Source organism: Halanaeroarchaeum sp. HSR-CO (assembly GCF_024972755.1).
GTDB lineage: Archaea > Halobacteriota > Halobacteria > Halobacteriales > Halobacteriaceae > Halanaeroarchaeum.
The window spans coordinates 1,647,470-1,667,510 of the sequence record NZ_CP087724.1; the positions used below are offsets into that span (position 1 = coordinate 1,647,470).

The 20,041-nt window shown below is 61.3% G+C and carries 21 protein-coding genes; 12 read left to right on the plus strand and 9 right to left on the minus strand.

What is annotated here, in order from left to right; all coding sequences use genetic code 11:
* The 5 genes from HSRCO_RS08490 (at position 1) to HSRCO_RS08510 (ending at position 4,611) form a co-directional block, all read left to right on the plus strand.
* A complete protein-coding gene (locus HSRCO_RS08490) occupies positions 1-1,014 on the plus strand; it encodes a GNAT family N-acetyltransferase (RefSeq protein WP_259519788.1) in 1,014 nt (337 codons plus the stop codon).
* Positions 1,015-1,076: 62 nt separating this feature from the next.
* Positions 1,077-1,703, plus strand: a complete 627-nt coding sequence (locus HSRCO_RS08495; RefSeq protein WP_259517211.1) for an acyltransferase — start codon at positions 1,077-1,079, stop codon at positions 1,701-1,703.
* Positions 1,700-2,788, plus strand: a complete 1,089-nt coding sequence (locus HSRCO_RS08500) for a DegT/DnrJ/EryC1/StrS aminotransferase family protein (RefSeq protein WP_259517212.1) — start codon at positions 1,700-1,702, stop codon at positions 2,786-2,788. The genes HSRCO_RS08495 and HSRCO_RS08500 overlap by 4 nt, the downstream gene beginning before the upstream one ends.
* A 14-nt stretch (positions 2,789-2,802) precedes the next feature.
* Entirely contained in the window at positions 2,803-3,381 is a 579-nt protein-coding gene (locus HSRCO_RS08505; RefSeq protein WP_259517213.1) for a metal-dependent hydrolase, read from the plus strand.
* 129 nt (positions 3,382-3,510) lie between these two features.
* Positions 3,511-4,611: a glycosyltransferase family 2 protein gene (locus HSRCO_RS08510; RefSeq protein WP_259517214.1), complete on the plus strand. Its 1,101-nt coding sequence runs from the start codon at positions 3,511-3,513 to the stop codon at positions 4,609-4,611.
* A gap of 59 nt (positions 4,612-4,670) precedes the next feature.
* Here HSRCO_RS08510 and HSRCO_RS08515 read toward each other — a convergent pair whose 3' ends face one another.
* Complete coding sequence (locus HSRCO_RS08515) at positions 4,671-6,962, minus strand: vWA domain-containing protein (protein WP_259517215.1); 2,292 nt, start codon at positions 6,960-6,962, stop codon at positions 4,671-4,673.
* Between the two features lie 226 nt (positions 6,963-7,188).
* A complete protein-coding gene (locus HSRCO_RS08520; protein ID WP_259517216.1) occupies positions 7,189-7,377 on the minus strand; it encodes a hypothetical protein in 189 nt (62 codons plus the stop codon).
* Between the two features lie 230 nt (positions 7,378-7,607).
* Here HSRCO_RS08520 and HSRCO_RS08525 point away from each other — a divergent pair, with 230 nt between their 5' ends.
* The 5 genes from HSRCO_RS08525 to HSRCO_RS08545 all read left to right on the plus strand — a co-directional run bounded on the left by HSRCO_RS08525 (position 7,608) and on the right by HSRCO_RS08545 (position 13,138).
* Positions 7,608-7,886, plus strand: a complete 279-nt coding sequence (locus tag HSRCO_RS08525) for an ArsR family transcriptional regulator (protein WP_259517217.1) — start codon at positions 7,608-7,610, stop codon at positions 7,884-7,886.
* A gap of 264 nt (positions 7,887-8,150) precedes the next feature.
* Positions 8,151-8,765, plus strand: a complete 615-nt coding sequence (rdfA, locus tag HSRCO_RS08530; protein WP_259517218.1) for a rod-determining factor RdfA — start codon at positions 8,151-8,153, stop codon at positions 8,763-8,765.
* 181 nt (positions 8,766-8,946) lie between these two features.
* A complete protein-coding gene (locus tag HSRCO_RS08535; RefSeq protein ID WP_259517219.1) occupies positions 8,947-10,833 on the plus strand; it encodes an archaea-specific SMC-related protein in 1,887 nt (628 codons plus the stop codon).
* Between the two features lie 845 nt (positions 10,834-11,678).
* Positions 11,679-12,104, plus strand: coding sequence for a DUF5805 domain-containing protein (locus HSRCO_RS08540; RefSeq protein ID WP_259517220.1), 426 nt, complete (start codon positions 11,679-11,681; stop codon positions 12,102-12,104).
* 2 nt (positions 12,105-12,106) lie between these two features.
* Complete coding sequence (locus tag HSRCO_RS08545; protein WP_259517221.1) at positions 12,107-13,138, plus strand: tyrosine-type recombinase/integrase; 1,032 nt, start codon at positions 12,107-12,109, stop codon at positions 13,136-13,138.
* Positions 13,139-13,484: 346 nt separating this feature from the next.
* Here HSRCO_RS08545 and HSRCO_RS08550 read toward each other — a convergent pair whose 3' ends face one another.
* On the minus strand, positions 13,485-14,144 hold the full coding sequence (locus HSRCO_RS08550; RefSeq protein WP_259517222.1) for a DUF502 domain-containing protein: 660 nt from the start codon (positions 14,142-14,144) through the stop codon (positions 13,485-13,487).
* 265 nt (positions 14,145-14,409) lie between these two features.
* Here HSRCO_RS08550 and HSRCO_RS08555 point away from each other — a divergent pair, with 265 nt between their 5' ends.
* Entirely contained in the window at positions 14,410-14,649 is a 240-nt protein-coding gene (locus HSRCO_RS08555; RefSeq protein WP_259517223.1) for a hypothetical protein, read from the plus strand.
* A gap of 181 nt (positions 14,650-14,830) precedes the next feature.
* Here the strand turns inward: HSRCO_RS08555 and HSRCO_RS08560 are convergent, their stop codons facing one another.
* The gene (locus tag HSRCO_RS08560) at positions 14,831-16,063 is read right to left on the minus strand and encodes a glycosyltransferase (RefSeq protein WP_259517224.1); all 1,233 of its coding nucleotides are present in this window, start codon (positions 16,061-16,063) and stop codon (positions 14,831-14,833) included.
* A gap of 202 nt (positions 16,064-16,265) precedes the next feature.
* Positions 16,266-16,424, minus strand: a complete 159-nt coding sequence (locus HSRCO_RS08565) for a hypothetical protein (protein ID WP_259517225.1) — start codon at positions 16,422-16,424, stop codon at positions 16,266-16,268.
* A 110-nt stretch (positions 16,425-16,534) separates the two neighbouring features.
* On the opposite strand from HSRCO_RS08565, the gene HSRCO_RS08570 reads away from it, so the two are divergent.
* Entirely contained in the window at positions 16,535-16,927 is a 393-nt protein-coding gene (locus tag HSRCO_RS08570; RefSeq protein ID WP_259517226.1) for a hypothetical protein, read from the plus strand.
* A gap of 69 nt (positions 16,928-16,996) precedes the next feature.
* Here HSRCO_RS08570 and HSRCO_RS08575 read toward each other — a convergent pair whose 3' ends face one another.
* The 4 genes from HSRCO_RS08575 to HSRCO_RS08590 form a co-directional block, all read right to left on the minus strand.
* Positions 16,997-17,980 (minus strand): LLM class flavin-dependent oxidoreductase, encoded by a 984-nt coding sequence (locus tag HSRCO_RS08575; protein WP_259517227.1) that lies wholly within the window; start codon positions 17,978-17,980, stop codon positions 16,997-16,999.
* Between the two features lie 106 nt (positions 17,981-18,086).
* Complete coding sequence (locus tag HSRCO_RS08580; protein ID WP_259517228.1) at positions 18,087-18,641, minus strand: rubrerythrin-like domain-containing protein; 555 nt, start codon at positions 18,639-18,641, stop codon at positions 18,087-18,089.
* Positions 18,642-18,739: 98 nt separating this feature from the next.
* On the minus strand, positions 18,740-19,369 hold the full coding sequence (locus HSRCO_RS08585) for a hypothetical protein (RefSeq protein WP_259517229.1): 630 nt from the start codon (positions 19,367-19,369) through the stop codon (positions 18,740-18,742).
* Complete coding sequence (locus HSRCO_RS08590) at positions 19,366-20,004, minus strand: hypothetical protein (protein ID WP_259517230.1); 639 nt, start codon at positions 20,002-20,004, stop codon at positions 19,366-19,368. Before HSRCO_RS08590 ends, HSRCO_RS08585 begins: the two co-directional genes overlap by 4 nt.
* Positions 20,005-20,041 lie beyond the last annotated feature (37 nt).

The following is a 20,041-nucleotide window of genomic DNA, read 5'->3' on the forward strand; positions in this document are numbered from 1 at the left end:
GTGGATATCGAACGTGTCGATCTCGACGCGTGGGAACAGGCCCTCCCAGCCGATGGCTTCGAGGTGTTCCACACCCCCGAAGCTCTTCGAGTGCTCGCAGACCACGCGACCGGAGAGCTCCAGTTGTACGTCGGCTACAAGGGGGATCGACCGGTCGGAATGCTCCCCGTCGTCGTCAGGGAACGCCTGGGGCGGGCCGTCGTCTCGCCACCCCCGGGAATGGGTATCCCGCGTCTCGGCCCGCTCGTCATGCCCGCGAGCCCGAAACGCCGCAAGCGCGAACGGGTCGCCCGCCGATTCACCGAATCCGTCCTCGATACCCTCGACGCTTCGGGGTCGGGAACGCTCGTCCGCATCATCTGTCCGGTCAGCTGTACGGACCCCCGCCCGTTTTCCTGGGAGGGGCTATCGGTGGAACCGTCGTTCACCTACTCGCTCGATACAGCCGGTAGCGATCCCGACGAACTCCTCGCCTCGTTTAGCAAGAGCCTCCGGCGGGAGATCCGCGACGCCCAGGAACTGGACGTGTCGGTCTCCGTCGAGGGAATGGAGGCCGCCAGAACCATATTCGAGCGGACCCGCGACCGATACCGGGAACAGGACCGGTCGTACTCGATGGAGTGGCCCTACGTCCGCGACCTCCTCGGGGAACTGGCCGAGGTCGACCGACGGCGAGTGTACGTCGCTCGCGACGAAGACGGAGAGTTCCTTACAGGGGTGACGGCGCTGTACTCCAACGAGGCCGCGTACTACTGGCAGGGCGGGGCCCGAGCGACATACGAGAACGTCAACGTCAACAGCCTCGTCCACTGGACGATATTGACGGATATCCTCGAGGATCCGCCAATCGAGTCGGTCACCAGATACGACCTGGTCGGCGCGAACACGGAACGGCTCTGCCGCTACAAGAGCAAGTTCGGCGCCGATCTCGAACCGTACTACGTCGCCGAGACGTCGGGGGCCGGGATGTCGCTGGCCAAACGGGCCTACGGCACGCTCGACTCGATCGTCTAACGCGAAGGCCGCGTATAACAAAGCCCGATTGGGGCACTCTACCGGATAGCGTCCCCATATCCATGGTTTCACAGTCTACTCCGGAGGAGAGTCGTATCGCGGGCGAGATCGGGCACGCTCGACTCGGTTCGAACGTGACAGTCGAGGCGCGCGCGACGGTCGGCTACGTCCACGACGAGCACGCAGAACCGACCATCGTCGGAGACGGCGCACACATCCGCTCGGGCACTATCGTCTACGCCGACGTCGAACTGGGCGCGGACGTCACGACGGGGCATCGCGCACTGGTCCGCGAGGCCACGACTGTCGGCTCCTCGACCCTCCTCGGAACCGGATCCGTCCTCGATGGCCGCGTCACCGTGGGGTCGAATGTCAGCATCCAGACGAACGTCTACGTCCCGACCGAGACGGTCATCGGCGATCGCGTGTTCCTCGGCCCTAGCGCCGTGCTGACGAACGATCCGTACCCACTTCGCCAGGACGTCGACCTGGTCGGTCCGACACTCGAGGACGACGTGACCGTCGGCGCGAACGCGACCGTCCTGCCTGATCTCACTATCGGTGAGGGGTCGTTCGTCGCGGCAGGCGCCGTCGTCACGGACGACGTCCCACCCGAAAGTCTCGTGGTGGGTATCCCGGGCGAACATCGACCACTCCCGGACCCCCTCAAGGGAGGGAACCGCTCGTGATCCCCATCGCTGCACCGACCTTCGGCCCGACCGAGCGCGAGGCCGTTGCCGAAGTCCTGAAAGACGGGACGGTGGCCGATGGACCGGTCGTCCGTGAGTTCGAAGCGGAGTTCGCGTCGTACTGCGGCGTCGAATACGGGGCCGGAATGGCCAACGGCACGCTCGCGCTCCACGCCGCGCTGGAGGCACTCGACATCGGTGCCGGCGACACCGTCGTCACCACGCCCTTCTCGTTCGTCGCGAGTGCGAACGCCATCAGGCTGGCCGGGGCGACCCCCGCGTTCGCCGACATCGACCCCGAGACGTTCGCGCTCGACCCACACGCGACCGAACGGCGAGTCCGCGAGACGGACGCCGACGCCATCCTCGCAGTCCACCTCTACGGCCTCCCCGCTGATATGGCGGCCCTCGGAGACATCGCCGAGGACGCCGGTATCCCGCTCGTCGAGGACGCTGCCCAGGCACACGGGGCCCAGTACGGTGGCGACCCCGTCGGCTCGTTCGGCGACGCGGCCGCCTTCTCGTTCTACCCGACCAAGAACATGACCACTGGCGAGGGTGGGATGGTCGTCACCGACCGGGAGGACGTGGCCCGACGGGCCGCAAGTTTCGCGAATCACGGTCGGACCCAGGATGGCACCTACGCGCACGAACGACTGGGCACCAACTACCGGATGACCAGTCTCGCAGCGGCTATCGGTCGCGTCCAGCTGGACAAGTTGGCCGGCTGGGTCCGGACGCGCCGGTCGAATGCCGCCCGGCTGACCGAGACGATAGAACCGGTTCCGGGGGTCGAAGCACCCGTCGAGCCCGACGGGCGGACGCACGCGTACCACCAGTACACCATCCGTACGGAACATCGTGAGCGCTTCCGGGACGAACTTGCGGGTGCGGGGGTGGACACGGCCATCTACTATCCGACGCCGATACACCAGCTGGGGGCCTACGACGACTTCGACGTCGACGCCCCCGTCGCCGAGCGAGCGGCCTCAGAGGTCGTCTCCCTCCCGGTCCATCCGGAGCTATCGGCGGACGACGTCGAGACCATCACCGCTGCCCTCCAGCAGACCACGATCGAAGCCTGACGATGGTGGCATAGATGTGGCCGTGGGAACACGTCGCCGTCGCCTATCTCGCGTACTCCCTCGCCATCCGGGCCGTGGCCGGAACCCCGCCCGGTGGCCGTGACACCGTCGCCCTCGTCATCGCCTCACAGGGCCCCGATCTGATCGACAAGCCACTCTCGTGGGGACTCGGCGTCTTCCCGACCGGGTACGCGGTCGGCCACTCCGTGCTGGTCGCCGGACCGATCGGTGCCGGGGTCCTCGCACTCGGCTACTGGAAGGGACGCCTTCGGGTGGCGAGTGCAGTCGTCCTCGGTTACTGGTCGCACCTCGCCGCCGACGTACTGAGTCCGCTCCGTAACGGCGACGCCCTCGGATTCTCCCGTGTCCTCTGGCCGCTGGTGACCTTCGAGGGATACGGCACCGATCTGGGACTCAGTCGTGGCCTCACCTACTTTCTCGACCTGGTGGCGTCCTTCGGGTCGATGGACGCGACCACCATCGTCGTTCGGTACCTCGCGTTACCCAGCGCAGTGCTCGTGCTCTGGATCGTGGACGGTACACCGGGCATCCGCCGCCTCAAACGATCTAGCCTCGCCGTCTTGCGACGGTAAGCCGACCATTACTAATCCGCTCAGACACCCCTCACAGAGCATGTGCGAGGAATCAACTGCCCGCCGCATCGACCAGGACGTGGCGCGGGGCCCACCAGTTGCTGGCGTCGAACCGACTGCGGAGGACCGATGTACCGAGGACTGACCGTCGGCATCGTCGTCCCGGCGTACAACGAAGCGGGATACGTCGGCGAGGTCGTCGAGAAGATCCCGTCCATCGTGGACCGAGCCTACGTGATCGACGACGGTTCGACCGACGAAACCTGGGACGAGATCGAACGCTCGGCCACACGTCGGAATAGCGAGCACGACGGCGTCTTCGACTCACTGGTGGTCCCGATACGTCACGACGAGAACCGGGGCGTCGGTGCCGCGATCAAGACTGGTTATCTTCGCGCGCGCGAAGAATCGATCGACGTCACCGCCGTCTTCGGCGGCGACGATCAGATGGACCCCGAACGACTCCCGACCTTCATCGACCCCATCGCCGACGGTGTGGCCGAATACACGAAGGGGAATCGATTCTCTCGGTCCGAGGACTGGAGCAGGATGCCGACCTTCCGGCTCGTCGGAAACGTGACGCTCTCGTATCTCACCAAGATCGCGAGTGGGTACTGGGAGTCGATGGACTCCCAGAACGGGTACACCGCCATCTCGCTGTCGGCGCTCGAGGACACCGACGTCGAGGCGATGTACGAGTACTACGGCTACTGCAACGACTTGCTCATCCGCCTCAACGAAGGGGACGTCACCATCGCTGACGTCCCACAGTCGGCCGAATACGTCTACGCGGACGACTGGAAGAGCCACATCGACTACACCGAATATATCCCTCGCGTCTCCATCATGCTCCTCTCAGGATTCCTCCGTCGACTCCGGCGGAAGTACCTGCTGCAGAGCTACGAACCCATCGCGCCACTGTACCTACTCGGTGGGGCGACCACGACCGGCGGGCTCCTGGGATTCATGCGATCGCTGGTCGACCGCTCGCGAGAGGACACGGGCTCGTGGTTCCTCGGGACGGTCGTCGGAGCGATCGTGTTCCTGTGGGCGACCGTGCAGGACCGAGAAAAGAACCGTGAACTGCAGGTCGAAGTCGATCCAGAATCGGACGACTCCCCAGAAGAGAATGCGGACGGAGCCGCTGCTTCGAGGAGTGAAGCCGTCGACGAGGTCGACGATCGAACGGGCAACGGTAGCCAGCTGAAGAATACGAATCGGGCGTCCTGAACTTTTTTTCCGAACCGGTCAGTCGTCCGGGAAATGACGTGAAAACGGGCCGGTGCCGATCACCGGGTACGCGTCTTCACGAAGAGCGAGACCAGCAGAGCAGCGACCAAGACACCGATCGCGGTGAATCCGGGTGAAGCGGTCTCGGTCTCGGGGTTCTCGGTCGTGGTCGTCTCGTTGGGCGATTCAGTTACCGCCTCGACGAGGAGTGTCGTCTCTCCAGATCCACCGACGTCGAGCGTGTACTCACCTGGTGTGTCGGGACTGAACGACAGAGAGACCTCACGGGAGTCGTTCGCCGGGACGTAGACGGTCGTGTCTGCGACGGGGTCACCGTTCGCCTGGAGGATCGTCTCGTAGGAACCCGGGACGAGTCCGTCGTTATCGACGGTGACGGTGGCGACGACCTGCTCACCCTCCTCGACGGTGTCGCGATCGAGCGTGAGCGACTCGACGACGAAGCCCGGTTGCTGCACCCCGAAGGCGACTGTCGTGTTCGCCGGCACCGTTGCGACGTAGCGCTCCACCGTCTGGTCCCAGGCGAGGGTCACGCCGGTCGCACTCTCGTTCGACGCGACCTCGATCGAGTCGGACACCGTCGTGGTCTGGACGGTTGTCGTCTCGTTCACTGTCCCGTTGGCCGTGGACGTCTCGTTCACTGTCCCGTTGGCCGTCGACGTCTCGTTCACCGTCCCGTTGGCCGTCACCGATTCGTTCTCCGCTGACGACTCCACCCCTTCGGTCGTTATCGTGAGGACGTCGTACTGGACCCCGGTGCCCGACTCGTTGCCGGTTTCCGCGAAGGTCCCGTTCGTCGTGGTCGCACCGGCCGCTTCGGGATCGATGGCGATCCCCTCGGATTCGGTCCAGGACGAGTTGTTCACCTGTGCGTAGAACTCGATCCGATCATCGCCGTCAGCGTATTCGATGCCAAAGGACTCGATCTGGCTCTCCTCGAGTGTCGTATTCACTGACGGATAGGCGAGGGGGCGAACGTGGTCGGTGAATGGGGCTGTCTCGGTCGCCGTCTTCGAATCGGCATCGACCGTGACCGAGAAGTCGGCATCCTGTGTCGTCGTCACCCAGATAGCGGTTATCGGTCCGAAAGCGCTATCGGAGACTGCCGGATGGGTGACGGGAATTCGAACCGTCTCGTTCGTCCGTGCATCGGTCACGGTCGCCTCCAGGCGGGTCTCGCTGGGAGCGGCCAGTGAGACACCGGTATCCCGTAGCGGCGTCACCTCGACGGTCGCGACGTGCATGTGGTCGTAGAACAGTTCGTAGGTCCCTGGCGTGTCAAAGGAGTGGTTGACGGTCGCCGTCACCGTCTCGTCTTCGGGGACGTCGACGTCGAGGGACGCGATGGACGCGTCTTCGGTCATCAGGTCCTCATCGGCCGTCCCGTCGGCCGAACCATCGTTCTCCAGCGTGATCGAAAACTGGACTTTCTCGCCGATCTCGACCGTCGATGTGTTCACTGAGCCGTTGACGGGGTCGACGTCGGGCGAACTCGTGCTGTACGACGACGACCCGGAGGTGCCTGACGAATCGCCACCGGTCGAGGTTTCACTCTCGTCGATACCGACGGTCGTCGCCATCTTCGTGACGATGGTCGAACTGTCGGAATCGACGTCGATCCAGTCGCCACCAGCATCGGCGGCCATCGTCCGGAGCTCGTTGTCGGTATCGGTGTCACAGGGAGGCGAGTGCAACTCACAGGAGCTATCGATCGGGTCGTCCGGAGAGACTGCCAGGAAGTCGACCGAAGACATCGCATCCGTCGCTGCCTGTCGCTGAGCGGCCGAACTGTCGTCGTCCTCGTTCGTCACGATGATGACGATCCGTTCGGAGTCGTCTCTGAACTCGTCGGTCGCCGCCAGGAGGGCGTCAGAAGCGTTCTCACGCGAATCGGCGGTGCCGAAATTGAGTGCCGTCTGGAAGTCCTCGTAGTCGTCGGTCAACGACTGGCGAACGTCGGACTCCGGTCCGTAGGTGAGCAGGGCATACTGGATGTCTTTCCCGTCGGTGTCCAGGCGTTGGTCGAAGCCCTCCATCTCCTTGGCTATCTCGTGTCGATTCGCGTCCATACTCTCGGACCGGTCGAAGACCAGGACCACGTCGACTGCCTGCGTTTCGTTCTCGACCGTCTCGTTCTCGGCAGCGACGATGCCATCCGTCTCGGCGTACGACACGTCTGTCGACGATCCCAGGGGAGCCACTCCGCCGATGGCGGCCGATACCGACCCTGCAACGACCGCGAGGGAGACGATGACGACGAAGAGACCGACCAGGACGGACCTCGTCGTCTCGTGGTCCAGCGAGCGTTTCGAACGCGTACTTGGTGTACCCATGGCCCGTCCGAGGGGCCACGAGGTCGTTGTAAAGTGTATCTTATCCGGGACGTAACGAACCCATATTGGCACCTCGTTGGCTACAACAGTCGGCAGGAGTCAGTCGGCCAGCAGGGTTCGAGACCAACGCATCAGTGACCGACGGATCGAACGAGGAGAGCGCTCGCCACCGCATCCACCGCAAACCAGCGCGAGTGGCAGTTACCAGGAAAGGTCCCGGACTCGGTCACGCCTTGCGGGCCAGGCCGTTACGGAGTTCACGCATCGTGGCGCAGTCCGGACAGGCGTACACCTCGTCGTGATTGTTTCCGAACACGCGCGCGAACGCGATGGAGACGTGTGAGCCGCAGTGTCCGCAGTATCGCTTCCCCGAGTCCGTACCGAGTCGAGTCGTGGTCTGCTGACCGTGGGACATGATACAGGGTGTACCGCGCAGGCACCCACGTTTGTTATGCGGTTGCTATCGGGGAGAAAGCCCGGCTATCGACCGGGCACAGGAAACGCCGGCCGTCGCTACGTCTCGGTAACGGGAATAAAATCGAACGTACGAGACGAGTAATCGGACGTTACCGGCGGGGCGTTTCGAACGGGGGTCGAAACAATATACACGTATTATGCCCCATCGGACCCGATAGAGGTACAACGATGAACGATGACTGGGAGGAAATAGGGTTCGTGATCAGCTCCGGATACCGTATCGCAGTCATGCGACGGCTCTCGGCGGGGCCCGCGACGCCGTCGCAGATCGCGGAGGACTCCGACAGGTCGATATCACACATCTCCAGGGCACTGCATAGCTTGCGAGATCGGTCCCTCGTGGACCTGCTCGTCCCCGAAGAACGGAAGAAAGGACGCATCTACGATCTGACCGACCGCGGCCGAACCGTGTGGACCCGTATCGAGTCGGAGAAATTGGTCGAATGAGTGGTCGCTATTCGTTTTCGTCCCCACCGTGAACCCGATCGGGTGTCTCGTCATTTTGCTCACCGGCTTCGGAAAGAATCTCGGGTGACCGCTTGTAAGCAGGCGTTTCCGCGAATTTGCGGATTCGCTCCCAGTCGCTCTCTGAAAGATGTTCCCCCATACAGTGTATAATGTAACCCAAACTACTAATAATCTTTCGCTGTCACCAAATAGAGACACAGCTTCGACACAACGGTTTAGGGCCACCCTCGTCTCCTGGGGACCATGAACCCAGGACCGGCGGACGAAAAATCGGCAGACTGTCACTGCAAGGTCGGAACACTCATCCAGACCTTCGGGTTCGATGATCTCGACGACACGCTCGAACGATCGTGGCGCGACGAGGGGGTAAGTGTACGACAGCTCCCGAGAGACGTGAACGAGCGCGTGCTCGCACGAACCCTCGACGACGCTGACGTCGAGTTCCTCCGCCCAGAACTCGAGACGACGTACGACCTTCTCGTCGGGGACGACGTCAGTGACGCCGCTCGGATCGAGAAGCGTCGCCACCTCAGCAAAGCGGGAGTGGACGTGGAGAGACTACAGAATCAGTTCGTCTCCCACCAGACGGTATACCGCCACCTGACCGACTGTCTCGGCCTCGAATTCGAGCGTGCCCCCATCGACGCCGACACAGCGTTGGACCAGGTCCGGGCGGTCCAGCACCGGACAGCGGCGGTCGCGGGCGACCGTGTAGAGCGGCTTGCCGGGAACGATGGGCTGGATCACGGGGACTACCAGATCATCGTCGACGTGACGGCGACCTGCGAACACTGTGGCACCTACTACGAACTCGGAGAACTCTTCTCGAAAGGCGGTTGTGGATGTCGGGCAGAATAGGTGATGGCAACCGGTCGAGCACACCGTAATCGGTCGCCGACGTCCAGTCGGTGTACCGTCCATACGATCGTAACAGTTAGACGATCCTCCCAGCGACGACGCGGTCCCACCCGACAGCCGATCTGACCGAGAGGATAGCAGTAACAATAAATTAATCCCGGGTAAGTGATACTTATTGATAATGAATCCGGTCTCGGGAGACGTCGGGACCGTCGAGGTCCAGGTCGAGAACGTCGGTGGTATCGACGAGACGACCGCTACGATTCCACCAGGCGTGACCGTCCTGGTCGGTCGGAACGCGACGAATCGAACCTCGTTTCTCAAGGCCATGATGGCTGTTCTCGGGAGCGACGAAGTTCCGCTCAAGGCCGGTAAATCGGCGGGGCGCATCGAATGTGTCATCGGGGACACGGAATACGTCCGAACCGCCACCAGGAAGAACGGAACTGTGCTGACCGAGGGGACTCCATATCTGGATGCCGCGGACGAAGCAGAATCGTTCGCGTTCCTCCTGGAATCGAACAACGCCCGCCGAGCGGTCGAACGAGGCGAGGACCTTCGAAATGTCGTCCTCGACCCGCTGGACATCGACGGACTTCGCGAGGAGATCCGCGACCTCGAACGGGAACGCGCTGGTATCGACGAGCAGTTAGAAGAGCGGTCGTCACTCGAGAGCCGGGAGAGGGAACTCCAGGCCGAGTTGGAGCGGATCGATGAGGAGCTGTCAACGGCCAGAGACCGACAGGAGACGCTGCACTCGACAATCGAAGAGACCGACGAGGGCACCCTCGCCGAACGGTATCGGGCCGTCGCGGAACGCCACGCCGAACTGGAAGAGATCCGCTACGATAGAACGACCGTAGAGGAGAGCTGTTCGGCCCTTCGAGACGAGCGCCAGAAGAAACGCTCGAAACTCGAAGCCCTCGAGCCGGTCCCGGACGCTTCTGCGTTGCGCGACGAGATTGCGGAGAAACGAGCGGAACGTAACCGTCTCGATTCACAGATGAGTGAATTACAGCGCGTCGTCCAGTTCAATCGACGACGACTCGATGCGAACGGCGCGTTGACCGAGGAAGCCGTCGCCACGGAGGGCGAACCGACGGAACAGTTGTTCGAAGAGCAAACCTCATGTTGGACGTGTGGGTCGACGGTCCCGACGGAACAGATACGCTCGACAGTCGAACAATTACAGTCGTACCGACGGGATCTACTGGACCGTCGTGAGACGATCGACGAGGAACTCACTGATTTACAACGCCAACGCGACGAACTCGACGAAACCCGGGACCGAGTTCGGGCATTGCGGAACCGCCTCGACGAAATAGCGAGCGAGGTATCACGGCGTGAGGAACGTCTCCAGTCACTCGAACGTCGTGAGACGGAACTCGAAGCACAGATCGCAGACGCCGAAGAGGCCGACGGTCACCCTGCGAGCGAGGATTCGATCCTCGAGGCCCACGGGGAAGCGAGTCGACTCGAAGCGACGATCGACCACCTGGAGGACGAACGCGAAGAGATCGTCGCAAAACTGGATTCCGTCACGACCGAACTGGACGAACTGTCCGACCTGGAGTCACGACGGGAGAGGATCACCACGACGCTGACCGATAAACGAGACGAGGTCGACAGACTCGAACGACGGACCATCGAGGAGTTCAACGAGACGATGGCGGAAATCCTCGACGAGCTCGGATACGACAACGTCGAGCGTATCTGGCTCGAACGACGGAAACACACCGAGAACGGCGAGCTCGTTCCCGATACCTCGTTCGATCTGCACGTGATCCGGGCCGCCGAAGATGGGACCGTCTACGAGGATACCGTCGACCACTTGAGCGAGAGCGAACGAGAGATTACCGGACTCGTTTTCGCCCTCGCGGGCTACCTGGCCCACGAGGTGTTCGAATCGATGCCATTTCTCGTCCTGGACTCAATCGAGGCAATCGACGGAGAACGAATCGGGACACTCGTCGACTACGTGAGCGAGCATGCGACCTATCTGCTGGTCGCCCTCCTCCCCGACGACGCACAGTACGTCGACGCCGATCACGAGATCGCGGAAATCTGAATCGCCTCGTTCGCCGAAGACCCCCGTGGACATAGAGACAGTTGACGACCGACCGCCGATCGATCATCACGCCCAGATCGTATAGCGATATACACTATATACGTTCGATCCACCATCGGTCGTGACCATTTTCATCGGTCAGTTATCGACTCGACTCACGTTCAAACAGACGGTGAGCGGACGATATCGACGATGATACCGCTATTCACCCGCCGATATCGCTCCTCGTCCATTGTGGCGCCGTCCATGACGCTCGCCAAGAGACATCTCGATACCGCCACTGGCACGCGTTTTACCACGTTGATGCGACGACAGTCACCGGGACCGTTTGGAACCTCTCCGACGAAGGATGCAACTGTGTAACTACAGAGGCTGACGACGGTCCGAACCGCTCGAACCAGCACCAAATCGGACCAGGAATCGATCGACACCACCTCATGAGAATGGTCCAGAGTTCCGCGACCGACGATCCAGGATTCCCTATCGACGGTGCAACGATGCGTACTTTCGAGGACGACATCGAGTGGCAGCCGTCGATTTGATCGAGTTGCGTGGAATCCACCACCGACAGCGCGAGTTCACTGTTTCGAGGTAGTGGTGATGCAGAGCAGCGGTCCGAATCGCTGGCAACGCTTTCGAGCCAATTCGTCGTAGTGACTCCGACATGTCGGTGGCGCACGAGTCTATTTCTTATTTTGAAATGTACAACCAGTCTTTCGTCGAATGATATCGTGATTCTAAATACACTCCTACAACGGGCCGAGAAAACGAAGTCACAGTTTGAAATAAAATACTTTATTTTGATACCCACTAGTTTTATGCCAGTGGCCATATATTTTCGACGTATGGCCGACACAGGCGAGGGGGATTCCGAACGATCGGTGGTGACGACGTACGTCCCAGCGTACCAGAAAGAACAGTGGCAGTCACACGCCGACGAGTTGGGGATGAGCCAGAGCGAATTCGTGAAGACGATGGTCCAGGCCGGTCGACGAGGTTTCGGTGGGGACGGCACTGGAAATTCTGCAGCCCCATCTTCGAGCCCTGACCCCCAGGGTTCGAGGGGTGAAGACGGGGTTACAGACGACCGCATGAGGAAATCGGTTCTGAACGCACTCTCGACCGACTCGTACAGCGATTTCGACGAGATTCTCGATACGGTTATCGAGGACATCGCCGACGAAGTTGAGGCCGTGATTCTTTCACTCGACGACGAGGGCCGTATCTCTCATAGCCCACGCGAAGGCGGCTACGTCCTGATGGAGGACTGATCATGCCTGCTACGGAGACCGATCCGATCGAGTACTTCCTCGAGGACATGGCCTATCACGGTCGCTCTGACCGGACGATAGCGGCCTACGAACGGGTACTCAGCCAGTTTCGGGCGTATCTACAGGCGGGGGAAAGTCGGGCGGGTGACGATGCTGTCGGGCTCGGTGAAGCCACGCATCGTGATTGTCTGGGCTGGATACACGAACGAAGGGGGTCCGTCGCTTCCAGCACCATTGCCTCGTACGCCTCCTACCTCCATCGGTTCTACTCGTACATGGTGGAGGTCGGCGAGTTCGACGACAATCCGATGACTCTCGTCATGGAGGAGATGGACGAACAGATCGAGACAGACCCGAGCAGACGAGACGTCTCCGTCGACGAGATGCGTCGGTTCGTCGGACAGATCGCCCACCCAGGAGAGATAGCAATCGTCGTGACGCTACTCAAAACCGGTATCCGTGCCGGAGAGCTGTGTAATCTGGACCTCCGCGATCTGAATCTGTCGGGAATATCGGTGGAGAGCGGACCGATCCGACCGACGCTGCGCGGTCGCCCGGATTCGCTGTTCGTCTCACAGGCGCCCACGGCGGGCGAATCGGTCAATGGCGAACCGCGCTCCGAGTCGAACAAACGAAAGCGAGACACCGTCATTCCCGTCGATGCCGAACTCAAGCGAGTTCTCGAACGATGGCTCGCAATCCGCCCCGACACCCAATCGCCCGCTAGCCCCCTGTTCGTCAGCACGGATCAAAACTGGGGACAGCGTGTGACCGGCCCTGGTGTGCACTACGTCGTCGAACGGCATGCCAGAGAGAACGACTGGTACGAGACGAACGGGGGTGCAGGGGCGAACGTGACTCCGCATTACTTTCGACACTTTTTCACCACCCACCTTCGAGACCGCACCGGTGATCGAGGCATCGTGAAGTATCTGCGAGGCGACGTGGCGCGAGACATCATCGACACCTATACGCACAACTGGGGCGACCGAGTCCGCGACGTCTACGAAGATAATATCTACAATCTGATATAGTAAGATGCAGTATCTCGTACGTATATATCGTATGTCGCTATATAGAAGCTAGATCGTGGCCGATGCCTCGTTTCGGTCACTCTGATGGTAGCAAGACCACCCAACGGTCGAGGTGGGAATCGTGATGTGGCACAGTCGGGGGTTCCCAGGTGCTACAGAATATTACTCGGCATTCGATCGGCGACTGTCTCCCAGCGCCGAACGATGCAAACGGTCTCCCTGCGGAGTCGCAAATACTGGCCCGACCGACTGTACGACTCCCTCCCTCCCTTCGATCGGGGGACCCGCTTTCCCTTTTCTGCGGTAGACAATCTTTCAGTGCGTCACCTGGAAAACACCCCACCGATCAGTCGCTGTATCCGTGTTTGAACGCGGCGTCAGCATCGTACGACGACCCCTGGTCGGCACCGATGCCACTGGTCACGATCAACTGCATCCCACGGCGAACACTCATATCTATTTCGTGGACCTGCCGTTCGGGGAGGAGAAGCAATCGTCCACCCGTCGGATTGGGACTGTTCGGGAGGAAGACGTTGTACATCGTCTCCTCGGTGGCCTCCTCGACGACGGTCGGGCTCTTGCCGGTGATGAGACCGAGATAATACATATCCTCTCGGGGGTACTCGACGAGTGCGACGCCGTCGTAGGCCGTTCGCCGCTCGACCAGGGAATTCGAGACCTGTCGGACACTCACATAGAGCGTGCTGATCAACGGAATGACGTTCACGATTCGGCCCATGTTCCCGAACACCTGCCGGCCGATACTTCGCTGGGCCAGGTACCCGAGCAGCGTGATGGCACCGAGTATCAGGATCACGGCCGCGAGTTGCGCGACGAGTTCGTTGTTGCCTGTGTACTGGGTCAGTCGTGTCCCCGCAACGACCGGGTCGACGAACTGCTGGGTCCACCCGATGAGGATCCGGAGGACGAAGACCGTCACGACCAGTGGGGCAATCAAGATCAGTCCCGCAACGAAACTGCTCTTGACGCGAGATCGCGTCTTCATAGTGGACCCTTACAGTTGCAAATCAAATAAGTGCAGTTCGATGCCACCAGACACTGGCACCGATCCGAAACGATGTTTCAGCCAAAAACCGGATCAGGTTCTCGAGTGAACGGCCGTCACCACACGACCGTTAGGGTGGCAACCGACCGGTGTCAGAGGAAGCGGTCGCGTTCTCACGGCATGCCGTAATCACGCGATGAGTAACTCGAAACTACCTTCTTGATCCCGTCGCCGGTAAGATTCGCTTACGCGACGTAATCCCATCATGTCCCTGAAACAACAACTGACGGCGGAAAACGACCTTCTCGATCAACTCGCGGGCATCACGGGTCTCGGATGGACGGTCTCTATTCTGGGATATCTCGGGACGCTGATCGGGTACGGGAACAGTATCGTCGCTCGACTGGTCGTCGACCCCCAGTCGCTGTTGTACATCGGGGGTGCCTTCTTCGTCGCGACGTTCGGACTCGATCGACTCCGAAACCAGATAATTAACCGGGACTGATCGTTCTATCGGTTAGGACGAACTACCGGAATCCATCGGTCTGCGCTGGATCGGCGGGCTATGGGGCATCGGTGTTTGCCACCGCTGGAGGCTACACCCGGTGAAGGCGTTCGAAGCAATCAGTCCTCAGACCGGTGACGGGGCGACTATCGAAGCCATCAATGGCTATCGTGTGGGGGTGTCAGTCATCAAAAAGGTGAGTGTCGTATTCATCGGCCGAATCCCGGACCAATCGCTCCGTCCCATCGTGGTCCGCCAACGCTCCAGAATCCAGGCCCGCATTCATCGTCTCGACGGTCTCCGGGGCCACCTTCTCGGTCACCTCGAACTCCGTTACGGGATCGACGACACCCCAAATCGCCCCCACCGCGTGAAGGACCACCGCCACAGGCGTCATGAGGAGGTACAGCGGCCAGAGTAGCGGATGCTTCCGATAAGCCACGACACCGAACAGCATATACAGGAAGATGATTGCCAACAACCCCGTCGAGATGAGGGCATACAGAGCCGTTCCAGGGGCCGAACCGGGCAGGAGATACGCGGCCACGAGAAGGAGGGGGACGAACGGTGAAAACGCCCAGGCGATCACGCGGGTCAGGTAGAGTGGCCGATACCTGATGGGGAGGAGATGATCGTCGCCGATGGTCCCCGACATCCAGCGACGCCGCTGTTTGAGCATGGCAGCGACCGATGGAGGTGCCTGATTCCGGAATCGCGAGTCGACGAGTCGGTAGTCGAGGTCGTACGCGTCGGCCGCACGCCAGATAAGGTTCGTGTCCTCGGTGATGGTCGCGACGTTCCACCCGAGGTCCGCCTCGATATCGGTCCGAATCGCGAACCCACCACCCCAGGCATAGAGGGGATACGAAAGTCGGTGGAAACCGAGTTGCTCGAACTGGTATCCCGTCCGGAAGACCTCCGCGAGGTACGTAAGTCGTGACCCTGTATAGATCGGTTTCTCCGTGAACTGGACGAAATCGGCATCCGGGAGACCAGTCAGGTCAGTGACGATAGTATCCTCGTCCAGGTAGAGGATGTACTCGCGATGGCAATCGACGTTTCGGCGGGCCCATTCGACGGCACGGCCCTTGTTGGTCGCCTGGCAGTCGAATTCCTCGGGGACGACGTAGACGGTCGCACCATCGATATCGATATCCCGTTCGGCGATCACCCGGACGTCCGTGATCTGGTCGGGAAGCGCATCCACCGTGGTCTGGACGACGGAGGCTGCGTCGATGGTGAGAATCCGTACCTGGATGTCGTCGAGTCCCCAGACGCCCTCGTCATCGGATTTCCATCCGGAGGAGAGCAGTACCGTCTCGAAGAGCCACCAGAGTGACGAGAACGCGTATACGGCCAGCGCGACCCACAGGAGGACCGCGAGGATGGAATTCAGTAACTCCAGTTGCGGCACGTCGACACTGTCTCGACGGATTCCAATAAAATTGCTGTCCGGCGTCTCCGGAGTGCCATAACAGTTCAATACGTTTATCGATCCAGTTGGTCACTTTCGTACCGTCCCCAATGCGTCCCTCCTCCACTTTCGGCGAAGCCCGTCCCGGTACGCGACAGCTCGCGATCCTCGCCGTGGTCCACTTCGTCGTCGCATTGCTCCGCTAGAACGATCTGATCAGGACGGGTGCCGACACGACGTCGCGGTTCACCGTCACGTTCCCCACACCGCACTCGTTCATCTCGCTGTGGTCGTTCGTCAACGCACCGTGACCGGCGGTGCCGTCGCCAGCACACCGCTCCTGTCGATCGCTGGACTTCAATTCGGCGTCCTGTTCGTCGGAATGCTCACCTCCTACGTAGTGCTCACGGACTGTTCCTCGCGGGGTACCTGGGCAGTATCGAGGAAGGACTGACCGACGGCACGTTCGATTTGGTCGCCAACGTCCAGCGATACGCGAAACCGTTGGTGGCCACCGAGGGATCCTCGGTCCTGGTGTTGCTCGTCCTGGTAGGCGGTCTGTCCTGGACGCCCGCCCTATTTCCTGTGGCGGCGATCGCCATCTTCGGCCTCGGATACGTCACGTACCTCGTACCGTATCTGGTCGTCGGGGCCGACGTCGGCATCGTCGAAGCGCTCGTACAGAGTGTCTCACTCACTCTCGACCGTTCCGAGGCCATCGTTGCGTTTCTGGTGTTCCTCGCCACGGGCGCCATCATCTCGGTGCCGGTATCGAAGCTGGCGTGCGGGAACGGGATCGTCGGTGCATCCTCGCCGCTGCAATCACGGCACCGATCGGCCTGTTCGTCTCGACGGGGTCCGTAGTGGTCGCACGAAATCTGATCGATGGAAACGATCCGGTCACACCACGGAGAGACCGGTGACCGTGGTCGATCACGCAGTCGTAGGGGCGAGCGCCTCGATGGTACGCTCGACGACCACACGATCCGCATTCCCGGGAATCGTCACCATCGGCCTGTCGACGCAGTCGATATCGGCGACCGCCGCGAACTGGTCTCTGGCCTGTTCGGGAGTGCCAGCAACGCCCAGAGCGGCCACCATCTCGTCGGTGACCCGTTTTGCCGCCGTCCGTCTGTCTCCGTCCCGCCACGCCGTGGCCACGGCGGCCGCCTCGTCCGGGAATCGCTGGGAGACCGCCCGTTCGTACCCCCGCCCGTTCCCGACGTAGTACGCGACGTGGCCGCGGATGACGTCACGGGCGTCGGCTGGGTCCGGGGCGACCGCGGCCGGAACGTAAGGGGCGACGTCGATGGTCGCTTCCCGACCCTCCTCGTGCATCGTCTCGCGGATGTATTCGTATGCGTCGTCGAGGTCCGGAAACGGGACGTTGTGCGGGATCCAGCCATCGGCCAGCCTCGCGACGACTCGACGGTTGGCTTTCCCGAGCGCCGCGTGATAGACGGGAACGTCTGCGTCGAGTGTGGGGAAGTCCTGAACGTCGAAAATCTCTCCCTGGTAGTCGACACGCTCGTCCCCGTCGAGGAACGCCTGGACGAGTTCGATAGTCTCGTGGGCGCGACGGATCGGATTCGACGCGGACCAGTCCATCCCGTGGAGGTCTTCGATGGCTTTCCTGGTCGAGGTGCCGACGCCGAGTCGAAACCGACCATCCGAGACCGCATCGAGCGTGCCAGCGGTCAACGCGAGGACCGCCGGCGTCCGGGAGAAGACGTTGAGAATAGCCGACCCGAGCGATATCGAATCGGTTCGCACGGCGAGTTCGGTCAGTTTGACGACCGAACTCGAGCCCCAGAGTTCCCCGAGCCACAGGCCGTCGTACCCGAGGTCCTCGGCCCACAGCCCCAGTTCGAGCGGGTCCTGTTCGCTCGATTGCGGCAATAGTAGGTCGGTTGGCATCGCAAGCAGGTTCGAATGACGCGATCAAAAACACTGGGTACCGGTCGATCGTCGAACCACGGTGGGTCCACTGTGTTTCGCCTGTGCGCAAAAGGAAATCGGCACGTCACTCCATCGGGGTGCCCTTGTTGCGAAGGTCCCCACCACATTCCGGGCACTCCATCGGATTGTCGACGGCAGTGACGGTGGCACCACACGAGAAGCACTCGTAGGTACGCGCCTTCGAAGCGTCGTACTCCACGTCGCGAACCAATCGCCTGAGATCCTCACTCGCGGACTCCTCGTCGAGCGCCTCGAGGATCGCGGGTGCTCGAACCGTTCCCACCAGTGTGCCCGATTCGTCGACGACCGGAAGCGCCATAAACTGGTATCGCCCGAAGGTCTTGCCGACCGCCTCGATCGAATCGTCCGTCTCGACGTAGACCACCTGATCGGAGGCCACTTCGGAGACCTCGGTGTCGTCGTCGGCGTTGAGCAACTCCCGCATCGAGACCACGCTCTCGAGCGTTCCGTCCGGCGCGGTGACGAAGGCGTAGTAGATCGTGTTCTCGGACGCCGGCGCCGAGTCACGGATCGTCTCGATGGCTTCGCCGACGGTCGTACTGGCTTCGAACTCCGTTACCCGTTCGTCGAGGACGTCCTGCAAGGTGCTACGTGCCATCCCATCACTAGTTTCCATCCGACGCATATAGTCCCCTAGGAACCTGCTATAGAATCTCTAGCACGATATAGATTCCCGGCGTAGATGGCCAGAGACGACTACCCCTTCGAGCCCAAGCGATCACGAAGGGTTTCGGCCACACCGCTGAGGTGTGCCTGGCCGAAGACCGCGACGACGAGTGCGCCCACGGAATTGAACATGAGATCGCGGACCGTATCGTCGAGCCCGTGCTGGGCCAGCGGCATCGTCACACCGGTCGAGAGGGCGATGAGGTCGAGGGCAAACTCGAAGAGCTCCCAGATGACCCCGAAAGAGAGCACCACCACGAAAATATACACGAAGAAGAACCGGCGGGGGACGAAAATGTCGTCACTGTGGAGGTCGACGGCGCGAGCGACAGTGTACCCGGCACCTGCGACGACTGTCGCGGACATCGCGTGGGTCAGATTGTCCCACCAGAACAGTCGCCCATAGAGACCAGCCGAGCCCAGGGTGTGCAAGAAGACGGCCGTGGTGATCCAGAGCCCCAGCCAGGGATCGAGGGGAAACTCGTAATTCCGTTCGAGAATCGCCGGGATGAACGTGATGGCCAACCCGATTCCACCGTTGCTGATGGCCTTGGGCTGACCGGCGACCACACCATAGATCACGAGTGAGAGCAGGACTGCCTGCATCCCTCGGGTGAGCCGTCGCTGATTGTTCCTTGACGGTCGTGGGAGCCCTCTCATCGTCGTACCACCCGTCGAAGCCGCTGCCAGAGGGTGCGATCGCGTCTGGAGAAATACGTCTCGAACAGTATTCCAGCAACGAGGCCGGCGAGCGTGACGTAAATCCACTCCATCATCAACGTCTCGTTATCCACGAGATAGGTGGTTCCCAGGAATTTGTCGGCGTTCCACCGAAAGATAGTCCATGCAGCCACGGTCGCCAGGGTCGTCATCGTGACGAGGGCCACGGCGAACCACGGAGTGACTTTGAGAGACGTAAACATATGAAGTTCGACGATGACGATGAGCGCGAGACCGGCCAGTGAGAGATACGTCGCGAACGTTCCCAGGGTTCCCCCGAAGACGGCCCGGACGATGATCGGAAGCAACGCGAGGACGAGGAGTTCCCAGGGAAGCATCACCCGCCACTCTCGATAGGCTATCGGGGGTAACAGGACGACGAACCCCACGAATCCGACGAACACCAGCCACTGGATGTCGAACCCGACGAGGCTCTCGAGAAATACCGACAGGAGGACTGCAACGAGGAGCCACGCAATCATCGCGTTGGTCCGACTGTTGCGAAACAGGCGATCGATAATGTCATCGAGGTCGGGGACGTCGACGAGCGCCGCGGGATCATCGGTTCCGGACATGTATTGTTTCGATACCGGGAAGCTCTATCTCGGGGGT